Source organism: Streptomyces sp. NPDC101165 (genome assembly GCF_044768135.1).
GTDB lineage: Bacteria > Actinomycetota > Actinomycetes > Streptomycetales > Streptomycetaceae > Streptomyces.
In genome coordinates this window covers 26,181-43,303 of the sequence record NZ_JBIWPG010000024.1, presented here as the reverse complement: position 1 = coordinate 43,303, position 17,123 = coordinate 26,181, and the positions used below count along the sequence as shown (strand labels likewise).

At 71.0% G+C, this 17,123-nt stretch carries 19 protein-coding genes; 5 read left to right on the top strand and 14 right to left on the bottom strand.

Going from position 1 to position 17,123, the window contains the following annotated elements:
- Positions 1 to 48: 48 nt before the first annotated feature.
- Positions 49 to 468, top strand: coding sequence for a DUF3151 domain-containing protein (locus tag ACIRVH_RS38205; protein ID WP_403963609.1), 420 nt, complete (start codon positions 49 to 51; stop codon positions 466 to 468).
- Between the two features lie 178 nt (positions 469 to 646).
- Here ACIRVH_RS38205 and ACIRVH_RS38200 read toward each other — a convergent pair whose 3' ends face one another.
- The 4 genes from ACIRVH_RS38200 to ACIRVH_RS38185 all read right to left on the bottom strand — a co-directional run bounded on the left by ACIRVH_RS38200 (position 647) and on the right by ACIRVH_RS38185 (position 4,692).
- Complete coding sequence (locus ACIRVH_RS38200) at positions 647 to 2,110, bottom strand: MFS transporter (RefSeq protein ID WP_403963606.1); 1,464 nt, start codon at positions 2,108 to 2,110, stop codon at positions 647 to 649.
- A 66-nt stretch (positions 2,111 to 2,176) separates the two neighbouring features.
- On the bottom strand, positions 2,177 to 3,199 hold the full coding sequence (gene fbaA / locus ACIRVH_RS38195; RefSeq protein WP_403963603.1) for a class II fructose-bisphosphate aldolase: 1,023 nt from the start codon (positions 3,197 to 3,199) through the stop codon (positions 2,177 to 2,179).
- A 145-nt stretch (positions 3,200 to 3,344) separates the two neighbouring features.
- Positions 3,345 to 3,893 carry an orotate phosphoribosyltransferase gene (gene pyrE, locus ACIRVH_RS38190; RefSeq protein WP_094215844.1) on the bottom strand — a complete coding sequence of 183 codons (549 nt, stop codon included), beginning with the start codon at positions 3,891 to 3,893 and terminating at the stop codon, positions 3,345 to 3,347.
- Between the two features lie 10 nt (positions 3,894 to 3,903).
- On the bottom strand, positions 3,904 to 4,692 hold the full coding sequence (locus ACIRVH_RS38185) for an aldose 1-epimerase (RefSeq protein ID WP_403963600.1): 789 nt from the start codon (positions 4,690 to 4,692) through the stop codon (positions 3,904 to 3,906).
- A 63-nt stretch (positions 4,693 to 4,755) separates the two neighbouring features.
- Here ACIRVH_RS38185 and ACIRVH_RS38180 point away from each other — a divergent pair, with 63 nt between their 5' ends.
- The gene (locus tag ACIRVH_RS38180) at positions 4,756 to 5,130 is read left to right on the top strand and encodes a YciI family protein (protein ID WP_403963598.1); all 375 of its coding nucleotides are present in this window, start codon (positions 4,756 to 4,758) and stop codon (positions 5,128 to 5,130) included.
- A 28-nt stretch (positions 5,131 to 5,158) separates the two neighbouring features.
- Here the strand turns inward: ACIRVH_RS38180 and ACIRVH_RS38175 are convergent, their stop codons facing one another.
- The 6 genes from ACIRVH_RS38175 to ACIRVH_RS38150 form a co-directional block, all read right to left on the bottom strand.
- A complete protein-coding gene (locus ACIRVH_RS38175) occupies positions 5,159 to 5,959 on the bottom strand; it encodes an SRPBCC family protein (RefSeq protein ID WP_403963596.1) in 801 nt (266 codons plus the stop codon).
- Positions 5,960 to 6,017: 58 nt separating this feature from the next.
- On the bottom strand, positions 6,018 to 7,658 hold the full coding sequence (locus ACIRVH_RS38170) for a polyamine aminopropyltransferase (RefSeq protein WP_403963593.1): 1,641 nt from the start codon (positions 7,656 to 7,658) through the stop codon (positions 6,018 to 6,020).
- 110 nt (positions 7,659 to 7,768) lie between these two features.
- Positions 7,769 to 8,293, bottom strand: coding sequence for a DUF2617 family protein (locus tag ACIRVH_RS38165; protein ID WP_403963590.1), 525 nt, complete (start codon positions 8,291 to 8,293; stop codon positions 7,769 to 7,771).
- Positions 8,294 to 8,608: 315 nt separating this feature from the next.
- Positions 8,609 to 8,890: a hypothetical protein gene (locus ACIRVH_RS38160; protein WP_403963587.1), complete on the bottom strand. Its 282-nt coding sequence runs from the start codon at positions 8,888 to 8,890 to the stop codon at positions 8,609 to 8,611.
- A gap of 239 nt (positions 8,891 to 9,129) precedes the next feature.
- Entirely contained in the window at positions 9,130 to 9,339 is a 210-nt protein-coding gene (locus tag ACIRVH_RS38155; protein WP_403963585.1) for a hypothetical protein, read from the bottom strand.
- A gap of 325 nt (positions 9,340 to 9,664) precedes the next feature.
- Complete coding sequence (locus ACIRVH_RS38150) at positions 9,665 to 10,309, bottom strand: hypothetical protein (protein ID WP_403963582.1); 645 nt, start codon at positions 10,307 to 10,309, stop codon at positions 9,665 to 9,667.
- A gap of 261 nt (positions 10,310 to 10,570) precedes the next feature.
- On the opposite strand from ACIRVH_RS38150, the gene ACIRVH_RS38145 reads away from it, so the two are divergent.
- Positions 10,571 to 11,764 (top strand): pyridoxal phosphate-dependent aminotransferase, encoded by a 1,194-nt coding sequence (locus ACIRVH_RS38145; RefSeq protein WP_403963579.1) that lies wholly within the window; start codon positions 10,571 to 10,573, stop codon positions 11,762 to 11,764.
- Between the two features lie 42 nt (positions 11,765 to 11,806).
- Here the strand turns inward: ACIRVH_RS38145 and ACIRVH_RS38140 are convergent, their stop codons facing one another.
- The gene (locus ACIRVH_RS38140) at positions 11,807 to 12,337 is read right to left on the bottom strand and encodes a YbjN domain-containing protein (RefSeq protein WP_403963577.1); all 531 of its coding nucleotides are present in this window, start codon (positions 12,335 to 12,337) and stop codon (positions 11,807 to 11,809) included.
- Between the two features lie 185 nt (positions 12,338 to 12,522).
- Here ACIRVH_RS38140 and ACIRVH_RS38135 point away from each other — a divergent pair, with 185 nt between their 5' ends.
- Positions 12,523 to 12,948, top strand: a complete 426-nt coding sequence (locus ACIRVH_RS38135; RefSeq protein WP_403963574.1) for a hypothetical protein — start codon at positions 12,523 to 12,525, stop codon at positions 12,946 to 12,948.
- Positions 12,949 to 13,170: 222 nt separating this feature from the next.
- On the opposite strand, the gene clpB is transcribed toward ACIRVH_RS38135, so the two are convergent.
- Complete coding sequence (gene clpB / locus ACIRVH_RS38130; RefSeq protein WP_403963571.1) at positions 13,171 to 15,768, bottom strand: ATP-dependent chaperone ClpB; 2,598 nt, start codon at positions 15,766 to 15,768, stop codon at positions 13,171 to 13,173.
- Between the two features lie 162 nt (positions 15,769 to 15,930).
- Between clpB and ACIRVH_RS38125 the strand changes: the two genes are divergently transcribed.
- Positions 15,931 to 16,344, top strand: a complete 414-nt coding sequence (locus tag ACIRVH_RS38125; RefSeq protein WP_403963568.1) for a pyridoxamine 5'-phosphate oxidase family protein — start codon at positions 15,931 to 15,933, stop codon at positions 16,342 to 16,344.
- A 156-nt stretch (positions 16,345 to 16,500) separates the two neighbouring features.
- On the opposite strand, the gene ACIRVH_RS38120 is transcribed toward ACIRVH_RS38125, so the two are convergent.
- The gene (locus ACIRVH_RS38120) at positions 16,501 to 16,836 is read right to left on the bottom strand and encodes a hypothetical protein (protein ID WP_403963565.1); all 336 of its coding nucleotides are present in this window, start codon (positions 16,834 to 16,836) and stop codon (positions 16,501 to 16,503) included.
- Position 16,837: 1 nt separating this feature from the next.
- Positions 16,838 to 17,005: a hypothetical protein gene (locus ACIRVH_RS38115; protein ID WP_403963562.1), complete on the bottom strand. Its 168-nt coding sequence runs from the start codon at positions 17,003 to 17,005 to the stop codon at positions 16,838 to 16,840.
- Between the last annotated feature and the right edge of the window lie 118 nt (positions 17,006 to 17,123).

Genomic DNA, 17,123 nt, shown 5'->3' with positions numbered 1-17,123 from the left:
TCCGTGTGGGCGCCCCGAACGCCTGGCCACAGGTGGCAGACTGGCGACATGACGACGCACAAGAACCTGCTCGGCGGCCCTGAGCCGACGCACCTGCCGGAGAACGAAGAGGCGTACCGCCTTCTGGGCGAGGAGTCCCTGTCGCCGACCGAGGTCGCGGCGAAGCACCCCACGTTCTCGCTCGCCTGGGCCCTGCTCGCCGATGACGCCTTCGAGGCGGGGCGAGTGGTCGAGTCGTACGCGTACGCGCGCACTGGCTATCACCGCGGTCTGGACGCCCTGCGCCGGGCCGGATGGAAGGGGCATGGCCCCATCCCCTGGGACCACCGGGCCAATCGCGGGTTCCTGCGCTGCCTCGCCGCACTCGCCCGCGCCGCCGGCGCGATCAACGAGAAGGACGAGACGGAGCGTTGCTGGCAGTTCCTTCAGGACAGCAGCGCCGAGGCCTACGCCGAGCTGAAGCGGTAGTCACCACGGCGAAGACGAACTGTGCCGCCGTCCCTCAGCAGGAGGCGGCGGCACGCAGCGCATGATCACATGTAGCACTCTTCCCGCGCCACGCTCGAACGCCTCGTCGGCCGGCTGGGCCAAGGCGAGGGGGAGCGCACCGTGACCGGGACGGCTCAGCCGACCGTGCCGCAGCCCCCTAGGGGCGCCCGGGCTCGTGGTCCGGTTCCAGCGGTGGGGACATGACGGAGCCGTGTCGCGTGCATTCGGGGTGGAGGCAGTTCGGAGGGGGACGGCGGATCAGGGTGAAGGCCAGGATCGCGCCCAGGACCAGCACACCCGCGCAGATCGGCATCGCCCGGTCGAACGCCGCGTCGAACGCGGCGGCGGACCGGTACGCCTCCGGACCCATGCCCGCCAGCAGAGGGAGCCCGGCCACGGCCATCAGGCCCGCCGCCCGCGCCGCCGCGTTGTTGATGCCGCTGGCCAGGCCGGCGCGGGCGGTGTCGACGGAGGCGAGGACCGTGGCGGTCAGCGGGGCGACCAGGACGACCATGCCCGTGCCCATCACGAGGAGGGGCGGGAGGACGTCCGTGAGGTAGTTCGCGTCGGGCCCCACCCGGAGCATCAGCAGCAGCGCCGCAGCGCACAGCAGAGGACCGACGGTGAGCGGCAGGCGTGGGCCGGTGCGGTCGGCCAGCGCGCCTGAGCGGGCCGAGAACAGCAGCATCATGGCCGTCGTGGGCAGCAGGGCCGTACCGGCCTGCAGGGCGGAGTAGCCGACCACCACCTGCAGCTGGAGTGCGGTGAGGAAGAAGAACCCGCCGAAGGCCGCGTAGACGCACAGCGTGACCAGGTTGACCGCCGTGAACTGGCGCGAGGCGAAGATGTCCGGCGGCAGCATGGGGTCGGGGCGGTGCTTCTCGACGTAACCGAAGGCGACGGCCGTGGCCACGCCCGCGACCGCGCTCAGCAGCACGCCCGGGGAGCCGGTGGGGGCCTCGATGAGCGCGTACGTGAGCAGGGCGAGCGCCAGGGCACCCAGGGTCGCGCCGAGGACGTCGAAGCGGCCGTGGGCGCGTGCGTCGGTCGACTCGGGGACATGGCGTACGGCGACCGGGACGCACAGGAGGGCCAGCGGCACGTTGAGGAGGAACACCCAGCGCCAGCCGGGGCCGTCCACCAGCCAGCCGCCCAGGAACGGCCCTACGGCCGCGCCGATGCCGCCGAAGCCGGACCACAGGCCGACCGCCCGGCTCCGGTCGTCCGGGTGGAAGGAGGCCTGGATGAGGGCGAGGGAGCCGGGGGTGAGGAGCGCGCCGCCGACGCCCTGGAGGGCCCGGGCGGCGATGAGGACTTCGGACGTGGGGGCCAGGCCGCACAGCAGGGACGCCGAAGCGAACCAGACGACCCCGAGGACGAAGATCTTCCGGCGGCCGTAGCGGTCCCCGAGCGAGCCGCCCAGCAGGATCAGGCCGGCCAGCGTGACCATGTACGCGTTCACCGTCCACTGCAGGGCGGCGAGGCTCGCGCCGAGGTCACGGCCGATGGTCGGGAGCGCCACGTTGACGACGGTGGAGTCCAGCATGGCCATGCTGGAGCCGAGGACCGTGGTGAAGAGGATCCACTTGCCCTGGGACGAGGCGATCCGGACGGCGGGCATGCCTCCAGATATACAGCGGACCCGGTGCCGAGGCACCGGGTCCGCCGCAGGCGTCGTCGGACGCGCTTACTTGATCTTGTTGCCCGCGGAGCGCAGGTGCTGCGTGGCCTCCAGGACGCGGGCCGCCATCGACGCCTCGGCCAGCTTGCCCCAGGTGCGCGGGTCGTAGGCCTTCTTGTTGCCGACCTCGCCGTCGACCTTCAGGACGCCGTCGTAGTTCTGGAACATGTGAGCGGCGACCGGACGGGTGAAGGCGTACTGGGTGTCCGTGTCCAGGTTCATCTTCACGACGCCGTTCTCCAGCGCGGTCTGGATCTCCTGCTCGGTGGAGCCGGAGCCGCCGTGGAAGACGAAGTCGAACGGGGACTGCTTGCCGTACTTGGCGGCGACGCCCTCGTTCAGCTCCTTCAGCAGCTCGGGACGGAGCACGACGTTGCCCGGCTTGTACACGCCGTGCACGTTGCCGAAGGAGGCGGCCAGCAGGTAGCGGCCCTTCTCGCCCAGGCCCAGGGCCTCGGCGGTGCGGATCGCGTCCTCGACCGTGGTGTACAGGGAGTCGTTGATCTCGTGGGAGACGCCGTCCTCCTCGCCACCGGTCGGGGTGATCTCGACCTCGAGGATGATGTTGGCGCGGCGGGCCTGCTCCAGCAGCTCCTGGGCGATGGCCAGGTTGTCGGCCAGGGTCTCGGCGGAGCCGTCCCACATGTGGGACTGGAACAGCGGGTTGCGGCCGGCCTTGACGCGCTCCTCGGAGATCGCGAGCAGCGGACGTACGTACCCGTCGAGCTTGTCCTTCGGGCAGTGGTCGGTGTGCAGCGCGATGTTGACCGGGTACTTCTCGGCGACGATGTGCGCGAACTCGGCGAGCGCGACCGCGCCGCTCACCATGTCCTTGCTGTACTGGCCGCCCAGGAACTCGGCACCACCCGTGGAGATCTGGACGATGCCGTCGCTCTCCGCCTCCGCGAAGCCGCGCAGCGCCGCGTGCAGGGTCTGGGTCGAGGTGACGTTGATGGCCGGGTAGGCGAACTTGCCTGCCTTCGCCCGGTCGAGCATCTCGTTGTAGACCTCGGGGGTTGCGATGGGCATCTGTCCGCTCCTTGGGTGTGCGGGTTGGCGATCTGCGTACTACGGCCCTGACCTAGACCTTGGGGGCGACGTCATCGTCGTCCCCATCTTTCCAGACATGACGTGATGGTCGGCGCCCCGGTCAAGTCCAAGTCAAACCGGCGCGTCAGTCCAGACCCAGTTCATCCTTCGAGAAGGCGAAGACGTACGGAACCCCGGCCTGCTCGGCGACCGCCTCGGCCGCGCCGGTCGCCCGGTCCACGATCGTGGCGACGGCGACGACCTCCGCGCCGGCCTCGCGCAGCGCCTCCACGGCGGTCAGCACGGAGCCACCGGTGGTGGAGGTGTCCTCGACGGCGAGGACACGGCGGCCCTTGACCTCGGCGCCCTCGATACGGCGCTGCAGGCCGTGCGCCTTGCCCGCCTTGCGGACCACGAAGGCGTCCAGGACCTTCCCGCGCGCGGCGGAGGCGTGCAGCATCGCGGTGGCCACCGGGTCGGCGCCCAGGGTCAGGCCGCCGACGGCCTCGAAGTCCAGCTCGGCGGTCAGGTCGAGCATGACCTGACCGACCAGCGGCGCGGCCTCGCCGTCCAGCGTGATCCGGCGAAGGTCGATGTAGTAGTCGGCTTCCTTGCCCGACGACAGGGTCACCTTGCCGTGCACCACGGCCTTGTCCTTGATCTGCTGCAGCAGCGCGCCACGTACGTCCGTCATGGCGAACAGCTTAGAGCCGCCGCCAGCTCCAGGTGGTCGTCGCCTCCAGCGGCTCCAGCGGCGTGACCAGGCGGGGCAGCGTGTTCAGGCCGTTGGGCGGACCGGTCTGCGGCTCCACGCAGACGGCCTCCGCCTGCTCGTCGTAGACGACGACCCACTCCTCGCGGCTGGTCACCTTCAGCTCCAGCTGTCCGGGCCAGGTGAGGGTGACGTCGACGCCGCCGGGCATGCCGAAGCAGTCGTCCCAGGGGCCGGGCTTGCGGTCGATGCGGTTGCCGGTGGGCAGGTGGTCGGCGCCCCGCTCCTCCTGCCAGGCGGGGGTGAAGTCCAGCCGGGCGTCCTCGCCACCCAGGTTCCTGTGGAACCAGGGGTGCCAGCCGATCTGCGCCGGGAAGGAGTCGTCGGACGCCTCCACGGACATCGTCAGCGTCAGGCTGTCCTCGGCCAGCGTGACGACGTGGGTGACGCGGCCGCGGTGCGGCCAGGGGTCGGTCAGGTCGTGCGTGATGACGGCTTCGTGGGCGTCGACGCGGGCCGTGCGCCAGGCGCCGTCGCGCGCGGTGCCGTGGATGGCGTGCGGCGGCGAGTTCAGGGGCATCTGGCGGACGGTGGCGCCGTCCAGGAAGCGGCCCTCACGGATCCGGCCGCACCAGGGCACCATCGGGAAGCAGCCGAAGCGCTCGCCCTGGCGCAGCAGCTCCACGCCGCCGATCCGGAGCCCACCGATACGGCCGCCGTTGCCGGGCCGCACGACCACTTCCGCGTCGCCCGCGGTCAGCGTGATGTCTTCGTTACTCACGGGACGACCCTACTGGGGCGATCAAGAGGGCGTGCGCCGTCCGCGCGGTGCCAGGGTGGGGGCATGAAGTACATGGTGCTGATGTACGCCGACCCGGCGGCGACCGAGGCCATGACCGCCGAGCAGCGCGCCGAGGTGTTCCGCAGGCACGAAGCGCTCCACGCGGACCTGGCGGACACCGGCGAGATGCTGAACGGCGCCGGGCTGGGCTACCCGAGCGACACGGCCACCCTCCGCTGGGCCGGGCAGGGGTCGGTCTCGGCGGACGGGCCGCTCACGGACGCGACCGAGCAGCTCACCGCCTACTACGTCATCGAATGCGCGAGCCCGGAACGGGCGCGCGAGATCGCCGAGCGCGTCCTCGACTTCCATGTCGTGGCGGTCGAGGTGCGGCCGGTCCACGACTGGTTCGGCATGGGCGAGGCCCCGGATCGCTAGGGCCTACGGGCGCCAGGGCCGGCCGGCGCTAGCGGCGCTTGCGCAGGGCGCGGCCCAGGACGATCGCCGAGGCCAGGGCCACGGCCGCCGCGGGGGCCGCCCAGCGCAGGACCGGGTTCCCGGCGCCGGTCTGGGGGGCCGGTACGGGGGCGTAGCGGCCGCGCGGCGGGGCGTGGTCGACCTCCTCCGCGCTGCGGCCGATCATCGTGCGGCGCGCGTGCGCGGCCTCGGCGGGGGGCTCGCCCAGGTCGGTGAAGTCCTCGGTGAGGCGGTCCTCGGAGGCCGGGGCCTCGGATGCGTCCGTGTCGGTGTCCTCGGTGTCCTCGGTGTCCAACGAGGGCGGGGGGACCTCGGTGTCGAAGATCGCGGTGCGGTCCGGCTCGGCCTCCCGCTCCGGCTCCTTCTCCTCCGGGGTCTGCGCCAGGCTTTCCACGAAACGGTTCAGCAGCCGGGTCACCGCCGAGGCCACCGCGTCCGCGGGCAGCTCCGCGATACGGCCGTCCGCGTTCGCCGTGCCCTCGACCGTGACGGTGGTGCCGTCCTCGGTGCCGGTGAGGCGCAGGGTGAGGGCGAGTTTGACGGTGCCGGTGCCGCGGGCCTCGGTGGCGTCGCCCTCGACGGCGTACGTGCCGTTCTCGCGGGGCGTGACACGGAGTGCTCCGCGATAGGTGACGGAGTGCCCGCCCACGCGCAACTTCAGTCGTCCTACGACGGGTTCGGCGCCGGCGTCCTGCTGGAGTCCGGGGACCGCCCGCGCCACCCGTGCGGGGTCGGCAAGGGCTTCTCCGAGCCGCTCGGCCGGAACCGGGACGAAGACCTGGTGCTCCATGTCGGACGAGCCTACCCAGGAGCGAGCGGAACGTACCCTCCTGTGAACAGGTGCCTCGTCAATAACGCGGATGCACCAGCGTCGACGCCGGCAGTCCTTCGATCCTCGTGCGGGCCACCGCCCGCGCATCGGCCATCAGCTCGGTCCGAGACAGGGTCCGCGCGTTCGGGCCTCCCGGGCCCAAGGTCAGCCGAGGAGCCGAGCCTCCCGGCGCCGCCAGCAGGAACCCCCAGTCGTGCGGTGCCCGCGACGCCCCCGCCGAGCGATCCGGACCCGCCGGGAAGCCGGAGTCGTGGCCCAGGACCCGGTACGGGGAGATGCCGAAGCCGGCTGCGCGGAGGGTCGACGCCACCGTCCAGAAGACACGGGGGCGAGCCGTGACGGGGCCGGCGTGCACCATCAGGCGGCCGCCGGGAGCCAGCACGCGGCGGGTCAGGCCGTAGAACTCCTGGGAGTACAGCTTGGTGCTGGCCGTGATGCCGGGGTCGGGCAGGTCCGCGATCACGACGTCGTACGCCGGCCGCCGCGCCCCGCGCAGCCAGTTGAGCGCGTCCGCGGTCGTGACGCGGACGCGGGGGTCGCCGAAGGCGTGGCCGTTGAGGGCGGACAGACCGGGGTCGCTGCGGGCCAGCCCGATCAGGCCGGAGTCGAGTTCGACGATGTCGACGCGGCGCACGCCGCCGTACCGCAGGACCTCGCGGGCGGCCAGGCCGTCGCCGCCGCCGAGGATCAGCACGCGCGCGTGCGGGCCGCTCATCGCCGGGTGGACCAGCGCCTCGTGGTAGCGGCGTTCGTCGCGGCCGCCGACCCGCAGCCGGCCGTCCAGGAAGAGGTCGAGGGGATGGCCGTGGGTGCCGCCGGCGAGAACGACCTCCTGGACGTTCGTCTGCAGGGCGACCCGGACGTCCTTGCCGTACACCGCGTGCCGGGCGGCGCGTTCGAACTCGTCGGCGAGGGCGGCGGCGGAGGCGAGCACGGCGAGGACGGCGAGGCCGACGAGCAGCAGGGTCCAGCGGGCGCGGCGGGTCAGGTCGCGGCGGAACAGTCCGAGGACCAGGGCGCCGCCCGCGACGACGTTGACGGTGCCGGTGAGCAGGGCACCGGTCAACTGGCCCAGGAAGGGCAGGAGCAGGAAAGGGAAGGCGAGGCCGCCGACCAGTGCGCCGACGTAGTCCGCCGCGAACAGGTCGGCCACCGCACCGCCCGCGTCCTGGCGGCGGATGCGCTGGATCAGCTCCATCAACAAGGGGACTTCGGCGCCGACGAGCAGGCCGATGGCGAGGGAGAAGGCGACCAGGAGACAGCGCGGTCCGTCGGCCCATACCCCGCCCCAGCCGCCGGTCCAGGCGAAGACGGCGTACAACGCCATCGCGCTGCAGCCGCCGACCAGGGCGAGGGCGGTCTCGATCGCGCCGAAGCCGACGGCCGCGTGCCAGCGCAGCCGCTTGGCGGCGAGGGAGCCGATGCCCATCGCGAAGACCATCACGGACAGCACGACGGACGCCTGGGTGACCGTGTCGCCGATCAAGTACGAGGCGAAGGCGACGAGTTCGAGTTCGTACACCAGTCCGCAGGCCGCGCAGACGAAGACGCACACGAGGACCAGGAACCGCCCGGTGCCGGGCCGGACGGGCAGCCGTGCGGGGCCGGGCTGCCAGAGCGAAGTGCCCGGGCGCGCGGGTGCGTGCGGTTCGATCACGTTGCGACGTTACGTCACATGCTCGGTACGCTTCGTCACCCACACGTGTGGAACTCGGGGCAGTTGACGCATTGCCGGTTTATGTCGGCCGAGAGTGTGTCCGACGAGATCTAGCTCGACCGGGCCACCGGCTCCCGTGACCCGACCCGGGTCCGCGTCGCCACCAACTGCCCGTCCTGCGGGTAGGCGTGCCAGGTGCGCCAGTGCACCTGTCCCCCGTGGCGCTGGGCCAGCATCGCGGTGAAGGCGTGCGGGCTGCCGGGGAAGACACCGGCGAGGCCGTGCGGGTGCTCGGAGACGAGGGCCAGCAACTCCTGGGCGCGGCCCGCGAACGAGCCCGGCGTGAGCACCTCGACGCGCGCCGCGAACTCGTACTCCCAGTCGCCGACCCGCTTGGCGACGCCCAGCGGCAGCGGGGTGCTGGACCCGGGGATGCACGCGACCGTCTCCGAGCACCTGCCCCGCTCCTCCTCCAGAAGTACCTGGTGGGACGCTCCGAGCAGTCTCAACTGCAGCTTCGCCCCGGTCAGTTCCAGATCGAGGGTGGCCAGGGCGGGCAGCGGCTCGCGCCCCAGGGCCCAGGCCAGGTCGGCAGCGCGGGTATCGGTGTAGGAGGTGTTGAGGGTCGTGAGCATGGATCGGCTCCGCTAACGCGCAAAGAAGAGGGGGGAGATCGGCCATGTCAGCCCGGTCAGCCCGGCCGACCCGGCCGGGGAGGGGAGTCTGCGGGACGTCCGCGGGGCTGCGCTGGTGATTTAGAGGGAATCATGAAGAGTGGCTCCGCCACAGCGTTTTTACCCAACTTCGTGGGGTTTCCATCCCTCAGAGGGCCCCACAGTTCAACTGTTCAACTACGGCGCACGCCGGGCGCGTGGGCAAAACGGTCGGGCGCCCGCGGAATGCCTTCGTCCGACGGGCGCCCGGGGGCGGGGAAGCTCGGCTGCCCCGTGTCAGCCGCCTCCCCCGCAACCACCCCCGCCGCAGGAGGAACCGCCACCGCAGGACGAGCCCCCGCCGCAGGACGAGTGGCCACCCCCGCAGGAGTGGTGGCCCCCGGAGTGGTGGCCGGACGACGAGCCGCCGTCTCCCCCGCCGGCCCACCAGCTGCCGCTGCTGTCCCCCGACGCCGAGGACGACGAGCCGCCGCCGCTCCAGCCGCTCTTGCGGACCGCGGACGCGACGACCCCGATGCAGATGAGCGCGACCACCAAGACGATGAAGACGGTGCCCATGGCGTCACCTTCTTTCCGTTCCCCCGAAGCGGCCCCCGTGGACGCCTCGGCCTTGCCGCCCGTAGTGCGGTGACGAGGGGATGCCCGACCCCCTTGCGCCTCAAAGCAGAGTTGAGGAAGTTCAGAGGCTTCTCTCCGGGCAACGGCCCCTGACCTGCGCAAAAGGGCACTGCGACTCTCCCGGCTACGCTCGCGCGGGAGCGCCCCGCGGCGCGTGGCTGCGGGGCGCCTTGTGGGGTTCAGTCGATCTTCTCCCCGTCGTACATGCCGCCCTTGCAGGTGTTGTCCGTCAGATCGGCCGTTCCGCCGCCCTGCTTGCACTGAGAAGGGGTGACGTAGGAATGGGCACCCTGTGCGGTGGCGGCGGTTGCGGTGGCGGCGCCTGTGAGGCCGAGTCCGGCGAGGGCTGCCGTGGCGATGACGGCGGCGAGGATTCGTCGAATGCGCATGTGGTTTCCCTTTCACGGATTGCCTCGACTGGGGCACTAGTCAGCTTGATCTTCACCCATGTGGGTGGCACGTCACGTTGCTCCATTCGGGTGACGGTGCCGGGCCGGACGGGTGGTCTCTTCGTTGTTCCGGAAGGGGCAGCTTCCGCAGGAAAAGTGCAGGTGAGAGGGGGCGAGCGATCCCCGGCGGGCGCTGCGGACGCTACTTTCCCTTTAACTCTCAGGTTTCAGGCGGGGGGGGATCGCGGGCCCGGACGGCCGCCCGCCTTCGGAGGGCCCGCAGGACGGCAGTCCAGGGGCGGCCCCTGGCAGGTACAGGCGCCCCCTAGTCGAAGAGGTCGAGTTCGTGGAACTCCAGTCCGTCCGGGCCGAGTCCGGTGTTCTCCGCGTGCTCGGCCATCCGCGCGGCGTACTCGGGATCCGCGGCGAGCGAGGTGTAGGTGTCGAAGTCCAGGTCCAGGACGTCGGCGAGGTCCGCGAGGTACACGTCGAGACCGGGGTACATCACGGCCACGTACGGCAGGTCGTCGATATCGGTCACCAGCACCGGGTACTCGCCCGTGGAGTCCGGCGAGCCCAGGTAGAGCAGGCGGCGCGAGTCGCTGCCGCCGACAAGCGGCAGGCACACGGCGGGCAGCAGTTCCTCGAAGTCGCCGAACATCGCGGGCATGCCGCCGCAGGAGCCGTACATCCACTCCGCCGTCGCCCCCAGCCCCCGGTCGCCGAGGACGGGGTCGGCCGGGTCCTCGTACCAGCCGACGTCGGCGAGCCAGGAGCCGTCGAAGGCCAGCCAGCGGCGCAGGCTGGGCGGCAGCGGCCGGCCGCCGGGCAGCCTCAGCCGGTCGAGCACCTCGGGGGCCAGCGGCACCGGTTCATCGAGGTCCGGGGCGTCGCAGGTGGGCCAGCCCTGCTCCCGGACGCGTTCGATCACCCGGTCGATCAGCGCGACGCCGTGCATGTCCTCGTCCATGCGGTGCACTGTGCCACGGGCCACCGACAACGCAGGCCCCAGGCCGTTGGTGCTCCGCCGACGCGGCGAGGTGCGGTGCCGGGCGGCGCGGGTCAGGCAGGACCCGGAAGAGACGACCTGGATGCCTCCGAAGGCGTCCAACGACGACAGACGACGACAGCTGAGGACCGTTCTCCCCCGGGTCGGAGATGGCGCATCAGGCATCCGTGCAGGCTTCCCACCGCGAAGCCATGTTGAGGAACTCCAGACCTTGGGCGCAGGATGGCCGGCATGACGTCCAGCGCGCGCCCGCACCTCAACCGCCGTCTCGCCGAGTTCGGGACGACGATCTTCGCGGAGATGTCCGCCCTCGCCGTGGCGACCGGGTCGATCAACCTGGGCCAGGGCTTTCCCGACACCGACGGCCCCGAGGAGGTCCGGGAGGCCGCCGTACGCGCACTGCGCGACGGACGTGGCAACCAGTACCCGCCGGGCCCGGGCATCCCCGAGCTGCGCACCGCGATCGCCGCGCACCAGCAGCGCCGCTACGGGCTGTCGTACGACCCCGACACCGAGGTACTGGTCACGGCGGGCGCGACGGAGGCGATCGCGGCCTCGCTGCTGGCGCTGCTGGAGCCGGGCGACGAGGTCGTGGCCCTGGAGCCGTACTACGACTCCTACGCGGCGAGCATCGCGATGGCGGGCGGCCGGCGGGTGCCGGTGACGCTGCGGCCGTCCTTCGACGAGGGGGCGCGTTTCCGGCTGGACCTGGACGAGTTGCGCGCGGCGGTCACGGACCGCACCCGGCTGCTGCTGATCAACACCCCGCACAACCCGACGGGTACGGTCCTCACGCGCGCGGAGCTGGCCGCGGTCGCCGAGCTGGCGGTGGAGCGGGACCTGCTGGTGGTGACGGACGAGGTCTACGAGCACCTGGTCTTCGACGACGCCGAGCACCTGCCGCTGGCCGGGTTCCCCGGGATGCGCGAGCGGACGGTGACGATCGGCTCGGCGGGCAAGACCTTCTCCTTCACCGGCTGGAAGGTCGGCTGGGTGACGGCGGTACCGGAGCTGGTGACCGCGGTCCGCTCGGCGAAGCAGTTCCTGACGTACGTCTCCTCGGGCCCCTTCCAGTACGCCGTGGCGGAGGCCCTGGCTCTCCCGGACACGTACTTCGAGGCGTTCCGCGCCGGCATGCTGGCCAAGCGGGACATCCTGGCGGCCGGCCTGACGGAGGCCGGCTTCGAGGTCTTCAAGCCCGCCGGCACCTACTTCATCACGACCGACATCCGCGCCCTCGGCGAGAAGGACGGCTTCGCCTTCTGCCGCGCCCTGCCGGAGCGGGCGGGCGTGGTGGCCATCCCCAACGCGGTCTTCTACGACGACCGCGAGGCGGGGGCGCCGTTCGTGCGGTTCGCGTTCTGCAAGCGCGAGGAGGTCCTGCGGGAGGCGGCGGAGCGACTGCGGCGTATGTGAGCCCTGTCCGGGGGCTGTCGCCCCCGGACCCGGCCGACTTGGTTACTCCCCGTCTTCCTCGGGCTCCTCCGCGTCGTCGACCTCCTGCTCCAGACCCAGCTGCTCGACCAGCCACTTGTCGAACTCGATCGCGGCCCGCACCCAGCTGACCGTGGACGAGACCCAGTGGTTGATGTCGACGCCGGTGCCGATCAGCATCTGGGCCTCACCGATGAGGCGGACGGTGCCGTCGTCGTGGGTGTGGGTGTACACCTTGGGCCACAGCGTGCGGCGGTTCCAGTCGTCGATGGACTCCAGCAGCTGCGGCTTCTCGTCGATCTTGTGCGGGCGGTCGTAGAAGGTCCGCACCGAGAAGACCGCCTGTTCGGCCTCCCCGCGGAACATGAAGTACGTGCGGAACAGCTCCCACGGCGCCGCGAGGTCTCCCTCCTCGTCGACGACGTACTTCAGCTCCATCTGGTCCAGGAGCTGCTTCACGAGGTCCTGATCCGGGACGACGGGGCCGGCCGGTCCCTGGGACTGGGGTTCGGGCTGGCCCCCGAAGTTCGGAATCGAGGACGGGTCGATGGTCACCGTGTTTTTCCCTTCATGCGGATTCCGTCATCCTCCCTCATGCGGGGAGGGGGGTGGCAAGCCCCGACGGGGCCTGTCAGCCGACGGCTGACATGATCCGTCTGGTCGGGTGGAGGGGCGGTGGGAGACGGAGGGCCGGTGTGGCGGCAGGAGGGGGGACCAGATGGGGTCTTTTCGCGCTGATCATGGCGCTTCCCGCCCTGGTCGTGGTGTGGCTGACCGTGGTGGTGGTGCGGTTCGCGACCTCGGATTATCCGCTGGGCGGGGGCCCGGAGAAGGTGCCGTGCGCCGAGGCGCTGGACTTCGGCGGGGCGAAGCTGCCGAAGGGGGCGTACGACACCGAGTGCACCGTGCAGGCCTGGCTGGACACCGACTACTACGCCCGCTTCCGGATGCCGCGGGCGGGCGTGCGTGACTGGCTGAAGGACACCTACCCGAACGGGCCGGCGCCCGGCACGGAGTACTGCGACGAGGGGGCGGACCTGTGTCTGAACCTGGACTCCGAGGAGCACGGGCCCCCGGCCGGCGTCGACGCGAACGCGGTCGTCGTGAACGTGACCTACGAGGGCCCGGACACCGCGCGGGTGACCTTCTCCGCGTTCACCGTGTGACGCCCACCGGCCGACTGCCGTGAGCGATGATGCAGTCATGCACATACCAAGACCGGCGCGATGGCTGCTGTGGGCCCTGTGGCTGGGGTGCCTGGGGTTCTCGATCTGGTTCTTCTGGACGCTGTACGTCGCCATGAGCAGCGTCTGAGCCGGCCGCGAAGACGCGTCGGCCCCTTCCTCCGTCCCATCGGAAGGTGAGCGGAAGAAGGGGCCGCACGCGCCCTACAGCGTCTTGCCCGTCACCGGGCCCACGATCAGCCCCTCGCCGAAGCGGTCCACGCGGACCGTGTCGCCGTCCTTGACCTCGCCGGAGAGGATCTCCCTGGCGAGGCGGTCGCCGATGGCGGTCTGGACGAGCCGGCGCAGCGGGCGGGCGCCGTAGGCCGGGTCGTTGCCCTCGTCCGCCAGCCAGGCCAGGGCCTCGGGGGTGACGTCCAGGATGAGCCGGCGTTCGGCCAGCCGCTTGGCCAGGCGGTCGATCTGCAGCCGGGCGATCCGGGCCAGCTCGTCCTTGTCCAGGGCCGAGAAGACCACCAGGTCGTCGAGCCGGTTGAGGAACTCCGGCTTGAAGGAGGTGCGTACGACCTCCAGGACCTGCTCCTTCTTCTCCGCCTCGCCGAGCACCGGGTCGACCAGGTACTGGCTGCCCAGGTTGGAGGTGAGCACCAGGATGGTGTTGCGGAAGTCGACCGTGCGGCCCTGACCGTCCGTCAGGCGGCCGTCGTCCAGCACCTGCAGAAGGATGTCGAAGACCTCGGGGTGGGCCTTCTCCACCTCGTCCAGCAGTACGACGGTGTAGGGGCGGCGGCGGACGGCCTCGGTGAGCTGGCCGCCCTCCTCGTAGCCGACGTACCCGGGAGGCGCGCCGACCAGGCGGGCCACGCTGTGCTTCTCGCCGTACTCCGACATGTCGATGCGGACCATGGCCCGCTCGTCGTCGAAGAGGAAGTCGGCGAGCGCCTTGGCGAGTTCGGTCTTGCCGACGCCGGTCGGGCCGAGGAAGAGGAAGGAACCGGTGGGCCTGTCGGGGTCGGCGATGCCGGCGCGGGAGCGTCGTACCGCGTCCGACACCGCTCGTACGGCCTCGGTCTGGCCGATGAGGCGCTTGCCCAGCTCGTCCTCCATGCGCAGCAGCTTCTGCGTCTCGCCCTCCATCAGGCGGCCGGCCGGGATGCCGGTCCAGGCGGCGACGACGTCGGCGATGTCGTCGGAGCCGACCTCCTCCTTGACCATCGTGCCCTTGGCGACCTCCTCCTCGGCCTCCGAAGCCTCCTCCAGCTCCTTCTCCAGCTGCGGGATCTCGCCGTACAGCAGCTTGGCCGCGGTGTCGAAGTCGCCGTCGCGCTGGGCGCGTTCGGCCTGGCCGCGCAGGTTGTCGAGGCGCTCCTTCAGCTCACCGACCCGGTTGAGGGACTGCTTCTCCTTCTCCCAGCGGGCGGTGAGGCCGCGCAGCTCCTCCTCCTTGTCGGCGAGGTCGCGGCGCAGCTTCTCCAGGCGTTCGCGGGAGGCCGGGTCGGTCTCCTTGGCGATGGCCAGCTCCTCCATCTTCAACCGGTCGACGGAGCGCTGGAGTTCGTCGATCTCGACGGGGGACGAGTCGATCTCCATGCGCAGCCGGGAGGCCGCCTCGTCGACCAGGTCGATGGCCTTGTCGGGGAGGAAGCGGGAGGTGATGTAGCGGTCGGAGAGAGTGGCCGCGGCCACCAGTGCGCTGTCCGCGATCTGCACCTTGTGGTGGGCCTCGTACCGGCCCTTCAGGCCGCGGAGGATGGCGATGGTGTCCTCGACGGTCGGCTCCGCCACCAGCACCTGCTGGAAGCGGCGCTCCAGGGCGGGGTCCTTCTCGATCCGCTCCCGGTACTCGTCGAGGGTGGTCGCGCCGACCATGCGCAGCTCGCCGCGGGCCAGCATCGGCTTGAGCATGTTGCCCGCGTCCATGGCGGAGTCCCCGCCCGCGCCGGCGCCCACGACGGTGTGCAGCTCGTCGATGAACGTGATGATCTGGCCGTCGGAGTCCTTGATCTCGGCGAGCACGGACTTCAGCCGCTCCTCGAACTCACCGCGGTACTTGGCGCCTGCCACCATCGCGCCGAGGTCGAGGGAGACCAGCCGCTTGTCCTTCAGCGACTCGGGGACGTCCCCCTTCACGATCCGCTGGGCGAGGCCCTCGACCACGGCGGTCTTGCCGACGCCGGGCTCGCCGATGAGGACGGGGTTGTTCTTCGTACGACGCGACAGCACCTGCACGACCCGGCGGATCTCCTGGTCCCGCCCGATGACCGGGTCGAGCCGGCCCTCGCGGGCGGCGGCGGTGAAGTCGGTGCCGAACTTCTCCAGGGCCTTGTACTGACCCTCGGGGTCGGCAGTGGTCACGCGGCGTCCTCCCCTGGCCTTCTGAAAGGCCTCCTGCAGCTTCTTCGCATCGGCCCCCTGCCCCCGGAGCACCTCACCGGTCGCGCCGCCCTTCGCGGCGATGCCGATCAGCAGGTGCTCGGTGGACAGGTACTCGTCACCCAGTGCCTTCGCCCGCTCCGCGGCGTCCGCGAGGACCGCGAGCAGCTCACGGTTGGGCTCCGGAGGTGCCACGGTGGAGCCGGTCACGCTGGGCAGCGAGGCGAGCACGCGCTCGGCCCCGGAGCGTACCGCCACCTGGTCGGCCTCCACGGCGGCCAGCAGGTCGGTGATGTTCGCGTTGTCCTGCCCCGCGAGCAACGCGAGGAGCAGGTGGGCGGGCGTGAGATCCGGGTGCCCCTCGGTCACGGCCCGGTTGCCGGCCGCCTTGATCGCGTCCCGGCTCCTGTTGGTCAGCTCGGCGTCCACGTTCGCGTTCTCCTCCTCGGCGTCGGCTCGCAGGCCGTGTCTCCGCTGTCACTCTCCCACTGCTGACTTAACCAGCGTACACAAAGTTGAGTCTATTCCACTCAAGGTGCGGAGGATGTGGCTCCTTGGGGATTGCAGCTTCCTGCAATTAGGTTTCGACCCATGCCCACCTACTCCCAGGACCCGGCCACGCCGGACGAGCCGTACCTCGCCTTCTGGCGGGAACGGCACCTGTGCACCCTGACCACGCTGCGCCCCGACGGCAGCCCGCACGTGGTGCCGGTCGGGGTGACCTACGACCCCGCGGCGCGGCTGGCCAGGGTGATCACGAACAAGACGAGCGCCAAGGTGTCCCATGTCCTCGCGGCCGGCCCCGAGGGCGCCCGCGTCGCTGTGTGCCAGGTGGACGGCCGGCGCTGGGCCACGCTGGAGGGCCGGGCACACGTGCGCTCCGAGCCGGAGCGGGTGGCCGAGGCGGAGCGGCGGTACGCCGAGCGGTACCACCGGGAGCCCGGGGAGAACCCCTCCCGGGTGGTGATCGAGATCGAGTTGGAGCGGGCGCTCGGGAGGGGCTGAGGCGAGGCGGTCAACCGGTCGGTTTCAGCCACCTGGGATCGCTCCCATACCCCGAAATGTCGCCACAAACTGCAGCGGCGTCACCGTGTTCAGGTCACGGTGACGCCGCTGCGGGGGGAAGCACCTGAGCGATCTTTTTACGACGGGGGAATCGCGTCAGGCACTGCGGGGGGTGGCCGAAATAGTCCTCAAGTCCGCGACCTCCGGTTCTGCCAGCCGGTGGTCACGTTGGTCCAGGTTCACAAAGATCATGCCGTACCGGATGGCACACCGGACCGGCTGCGGCGCCCCGCGGGGCTTGCGCAGACACCGGTACGCCCGTACGTCCTCTTCCTCGTCACGGGTGACGACGACCGGCTCTCCGAACACGGTCACCATCAGCGAGTCACCGCTGTGGGGGATGGCGGTGATCAGGTCGATGAAGTGCCAGCCCGAACGGTAGGCGGTGGCCATTTCGCGTCGGAAGGAGCGGTCGTCCGGAGGCGTCGTCATGTCAGCCCCATTGCGTGTCGTCCGGGGTGACCGCAACGTCATTGTCGACGACCCCGTCGGCCTTCACCACGCCCCACTGGGTGTCGCCCGCCCGTGCGTCGTCCTTCGCAGTGGAGAGGCCATTCAGCGTTCCGAAGGCCACAACGGCTGAGAAGGCGGCGACAAGCACCGAGCGAAGCATTCTCTTACGCATAGTCGGCTTCGTCCTCACTTGAAGGTCCCCTCTTCCCCCGTCGGATAAGACGATGGCTCATTCAGGCACGTCATGACCACACAATCAGTGCATC